Raw genomic sequence first — 4,584 nt, 5'->3', positions numbered from 1 at the left:
GAACCCGCCCCCCCCCCCCCTACCCCCCCACGGCCGTTTCGCCCTCCTACCCGCGGTTGTGGCCGGACAGGCGGCCCTTCACGGAAGTAGGGGTCAGTCGCGGTCGCGGGTGCGCGGGCGGATGCCGATACGTCGCCAGCTGCGCCGCCGCGGGTGCTGGCCGTCGCCGTTCTCGGTGTTCTCCCGGGCCAGGGTCCGGGACGTCCGCGTGTACTCGGTGCCGTTGCGGGGCAGCCGCACCGCGCGCATCGCTCCGGCCACCCGGCGACGCAGCGGCGGACGCAGGCCGAGCCGCCGCGGGCTCCTGGCGCGGCGGATGGCCCGGCGTTCGCGCGGGGGCACGGCCCACGCCTCGGGATGGGCGGCCAGCCAGCGATGCCGGTAGACCGAGTACGGGATGTGCGCCAGGTAGAGGATCAGCGCGATGGCCAGCGCGACCAGCGGGAACTGGATGATGGCCGCGGCCAGGATCCCGACGATCACCAGCAGCGGCGCGATCGCCTTGGGCGGTGCCTTCGCGGTCTTCAGCGACAGCGTCGGGATGCGGCTGATCGAGAGCGCCGCGATCGCGACCATCCAGGCCCAGGTCACGTACTCCGAGGACCACCAGCCGGTGCCGAAGTGCATCGTGACGATCAGCGGCAGCATCGCCAGCAGGCCGCCGGCGGGCGCCGGGACGCCGACGAAGAACTCGTTCGCGTAAGGCGGCTGCTCGGTGTCGTCGAGCAGGGTGTTGAACCGCGCGAGCCGCAGGATCATGCACACCGCGAAGATCAGCGACGCGACCCAGCCGGTCTTGTCCGCGCCCGGCTGCCAGACGTAGAGCACCAGCGCCGGGGCCACGCCGAAGGAGATGCCGTCGGACAGCGAGTCCAGCTCGGCGCCCATCTTCGACGTCGCGTCCAGCAGCCGCGCTATCCGGCCGTCGAGGCTGTCGAGGACGGCGGCGATGCCGATCGACGCGATCGCCATCCCGTAGTTGTGCGTCAGCGCGAACTGCACCGCCGACAGGCCCGCGCACAGCGCCAGCACGGTGATGGCGTTCGGCAGCAGCCGGACGCCGGGAGTGGTCACGCGGACCATGGCTCAGCCCTTCGCCGGCACGACGGGGAGTTCGGCGATCACGGTCTCGCCGCCGACCGTGCGCTGCCCCTTCTCGACGAGCACCTTGCTGCCCTCGGGCAGGTACAGGTCGACGCGGGAGCCGAAGCGGATGATGCCGTACGTCTCGCCGATGCCGACCTTGTCGCCCTCGCGGATCTCGCACAGGATGCGGCGCGCCACCAGCCCGGCGATCTGCACCACGACCAGCTCGTGCCCGTCCTCGGTGCGCAGCAGCACGGAGTTGCGTTCGTTGTCCTCGCTCGCCTTGTCCAGGTCCGCGGAGAGGAACTTGCCCGGCCGGTACGCGACCCGCTCGATCACGCCGTTCGCGGGTGTGCGCTGGACGTGCACGTCGAACACGGACAGGAAGACGCTCACTCGCATCCGCGGCGCGGCGGGCAGGCCGAGCTCCGGCGGCGGGGTGGCTTCCTCGATGAGCGAGACGAGGCCGTCCGCCGACGCCACCGCGATGCCGCCCCGGCTGGGCGCGACGCGCTTGGGCGCGCGGAAGAAGGCCGCCACGGCCGCGGTCGTCAGCGCGCCGACGACGCCGAGGCGCTTGGAGAACCGGCGCAGCAGCAGTGTCGCGGCCAGCCCGCCGAACACGAACGGGCGTCCCGCCGGGTGCATCGGCGGCACGGTCTCCCTGGCCAGTTTCACGGCGTGCGTGAGGGGGTTGCCGCCTGCCTCCGGCCGGTTGCCGCTCATGGGTGGGCTCTCCGCAATTCGTGGTCGGAATGAACTCCGGCGACGCCGTCCGGCGGCCGGTGTTGACGGGCCCAACGCTACCGCCCGCCGCGTCGGGAGGATCCGCACGGCCCCTGGTCGCCGGGCCGGGTATCCCCCTCGCGGGTTTCCCCGCCTGGGGTGGGGGTGGCCACACCGCGATAACAGTCAGTGGCAGCCGACGATAACAGTAGGTAGTTAGCGCCGCTCGGGCGCCTGCCGGACCTGCCGAGGGAAGCGATGTCAGCCAGTCTCGATCCAGCCGACGAAGAGCTCGTCGAGCTGTTCACGGCGTGGCAGCGGGACATCGTGGCGGTGCCGATCCCCTCGCTGGTGGATCCGGGACGGGCTGCCGAGATCGTGGCGCGGGCAAACCGGACGCGCCGGGTGCATGCGCCCCCCGACGACGCACGCACCCGGCCGCGGGAACAGGGGAAGCGTCTACTCTAATCGGCCGAACGGCCACGGTTGCCGATCGTGAAACAAATGTTACGAACGGTCACGGTTTCCCGCGCTGGACACCAGCCGGAGAATGAGCAACAGCAGGATCGCGCCGAGAATCGCGACGCCGAAGCTGGGGAAGTCGAACTCGAAGTTCTTCGTGTGCCCGGTGGCGACGCGGTAGATGAAGCCGCCGAGCGCCGCGCCGACCACCCCGACGAGGATGCTGACGAGGCAGCCCTGAGGACGCCGTTCGCGGCCGCCGACCACCACGTTCGCCACCCAGCCCGCCAGGGCGCCGAAGATGATCCACGTCAGGATTCCCATGGTCCACAGGATACCGGGGCGCCCTGTGCGTAGTTGTACAAGAACTCTTGTACAACTACTCTTGTGGATATGAGCGAACGTGATGTTCACGATGTCCGCGACTCCCGGGTGCTGGCCGCGATGTCGCATCCGCTGCGCCGCCGCCTGCTCGACCTGCTGAAGCTCGACGGCCCGGCGACGGCGTCGGTACTGGCAGAGAAGACGGGGCAGGCCGTCGGCAACATCAGTCATCACCTGAAGGTGCTGGCCACCAGCGAGCTCGTCGAAGAGGCGCCGGAGCTGGCTCGCGACCGCCGGGAGCGCTGGTGGCGCCGGGTGCCGCGCGGGCTGAGCTGGGATGCCACGGACTTTCCCGGCGACCCGATCGCCGACGCCGCCGAGTTCCTCAGCCTTGAGCACGAGACCGCGATCGCGCGGCGGTGGCTGGCCGGCCGGGAGAGTTACCCCGCCCAGTGGCAGGCCGCGTGGTTCGCCAACGACTCCTGGACCCGGCTGTCCGCAGCCGAGCTGCACGAGCTGAACGCCCGCGTCCTGGCGTTGTTCCGCGAGTACACGCAGCGGGAACTGCCGGATGACGGCGTCGAACGACGGCCCGTCTTCCTCGTGGCGCGCGCCTCGCTCGGTCAGCCGTGACGACGCTCGCCCGGCCGGGGCTGTGGCGGACGCGGAACTTCCGGCTGCTCTGGACAGGCGAGACGGCGAGCATGCTCGGCAGCGCGGTCGCGAGCACCGCCCTGCCGCTGGTCGCGGTCGTGACCTTGCGGGCGAGCACGTTCATGGTCGGGCTGCTTGCCGCGGCGGCCTGGCTACCGTGGCTCCTGGTCGGGCTCCCGGCGGGGGCGTGGGTGGACCGGCTGCCCAAGCGGCCGGTGATGCTCACCTGCAACGCGGTGTCGGCTCTGGTGTTCGGCAGTGTCCCCGCCGCTGCCCTGCTCGGTGTGCTCACCATGCCGTACCTGCTGGTCGCGGCGCTGCTCGGCGGAGTGGCGAAGGTGTTCTTCACGCTCGCCTATCGGGCGTACCTGCCCGCGCTGGTCGAAGGCGGCCAACTGCTCGAGGCGAACACCAAGCTCCAGGGCAGCGAGTCGGCCACCGAGATCGCGGGTCCGGGACTGGCCGGTTTGCTGGTAAAGGTGTTCGGACCGGTGAGCGGGATACTCGCCGATTCTGTCAGCTTCGCGATTTCGGTCTTGTGCCTGCATTTCGTTCGCGCGAGAGAAACGAAGTCATTCGTGGAAAAGCGGCGACTTCGCACAGAAATCGGTGACGGCCTACGTTTTGTAACACGAGATCCGTATTTGAGGACTTTAATGATCTACGGCGCCGTCTCGAATCTCGCGATCGACGGGTATGAGGCGATCCAGATCGTTTTCCTCGCTCGCGAGATCGGCGCGGGGCCGGGACAGATCGGATTCGTGCTGGCGCTGGCGGGCGTGGGCGGCGTGTGCGGGGCACTCGTCACCGGACGGCTCGCGGCGCGGTTCGGCACCGCGCGGTCGTACCTGCTCGGCATAGGTTTCGGGGCGCCGATGCTGCTGCTGGGGCCGTTCGCGAGCGCCGGGCCGGGGCTGGTGTTCTTCGCCGTCGCGTGGTTCGGGGCGGGCGCGAGCGTCGTCGTGTCGAACGTGCTGCTCGGCACGTTCCGGCAGCGGTACTGCCCGCCCGAGCTGTTCGGCCGGATCACCGCGACCTACGCCGTGATGAACTACGGCACGATCCCGCTCGGCGCGTTCCTCGGCGGCCTGCTCGGCGAGGTCCTCGGTGTGCGGCAGACGATGTGGCTGATGGGCGGGGTGAAGCTCGCCGCGTTCGGGCTCGTGCTGTTCAGCCCGATCCGTGCCCGCCGCGACTTCCCTGCCCGCGTGAGCTGAAGGGGACTTTCTCCACCCATGCCCCCGCCACCGCCCTCAACGGGGACGCTTCGCGTCCAGTCTTGATCCCCGGACGCGCTGAAGGGGACATTACGACCAAGGCAGTGGAGGGAAA

Annotated in this window: 6 protein-coding genes; 3 read left to right on the top strand and 3 right to left on the bottom strand. The window is 70.2% G+C overall.

Annotation, left to right across the window (positions count from 1 at the left end):
- Positions 1–93: 93 nt before the first annotated feature.
- Both pssA and ACFWY9_RS27745 read right to left on the bottom strand, forming a co-directional pair.
- Positions 94–1,083 (bottom strand): CDP-diacylglycerol--serine O-phosphatidyltransferase, encoded by a 990-nt coding sequence (pssA, locus tag ACFWY9_RS27750; protein ID WP_378331790.1) that lies wholly within the window; start codon positions 1,081–1,083, stop codon positions 94–96.
- Positions 1,084–1,086: 3 nt separating this feature from the next.
- Positions 1,087–1,812 (bottom strand): phosphatidylserine decarboxylase, encoded by a 726-nt coding sequence (locus ACFWY9_RS27745; protein WP_378331791.1) that lies wholly within the window; start codon positions 1,810–1,812, stop codon positions 1,087–1,089.
- Between the two features lie 258 nt (positions 1,813–2,070).
- Between ACFWY9_RS27745 and ACFWY9_RS27740 the strand changes: the two genes are divergently transcribed.
- A complete protein-coding gene (locus ACFWY9_RS27740; protein ID WP_378331792.1) occupies positions 2,071–2,280 on the top strand; it encodes a hypothetical protein in 210 nt (69 codons plus the stop codon).
- A 39-nt stretch (positions 2,281–2,319) separates the two neighbouring features.
- Here ACFWY9_RS27740 and ACFWY9_RS27735 read toward each other — a convergent pair whose 3' ends face one another.
- Entirely contained in the window at positions 2,320–2,598 is a 279-nt protein-coding gene (locus tag ACFWY9_RS27735; protein WP_378331793.1) for a GlsB/YeaQ/YmgE family stress response membrane protein, read from the bottom strand.
- Positions 2,599–2,667: 69 nt separating this feature from the next.
- Between ACFWY9_RS27735 and ACFWY9_RS27730 the strand changes: the two genes are divergently transcribed.
- Together ACFWY9_RS27730 and ACFWY9_RS27725 are read left to right on the top strand one after the other, a co-directional pair.
- On the top strand, positions 2,668–3,231 hold the full coding sequence (locus tag ACFWY9_RS27730; protein ID WP_378331794.1) for a helix-turn-helix domain-containing protein: 564 nt from the start codon (positions 2,668–2,670) through the stop codon (positions 3,229–3,231).
- Positions 3,228–4,469 (top strand): MFS transporter, encoded by a 1,242-nt coding sequence (locus ACFWY9_RS27725; protein ID WP_378331795.1) that lies wholly within the window; start codon positions 3,228–3,230, stop codon positions 4,467–4,469. Before ACFWY9_RS27730 ends, ACFWY9_RS27725 begins: the two co-directional genes overlap by 4 nt.
- The last annotated feature ends 115 nt before the right edge of the window (positions 4,470–4,584 follow it).

Origin of the sequence: Amycolatopsis sp. NPDC059027, from assembly GCF_042739735.1 — a bacterium.
Classification (GTDB): Bacteria; Actinomycetota; Actinomycetes; order Mycobacteriales; family Pseudonocardiaceae; genus Amycolatopsis.
Note: the sequence above shows the minus strand (reverse complement) of the source record. Positions and strands in the feature narration are given on the sequence as shown.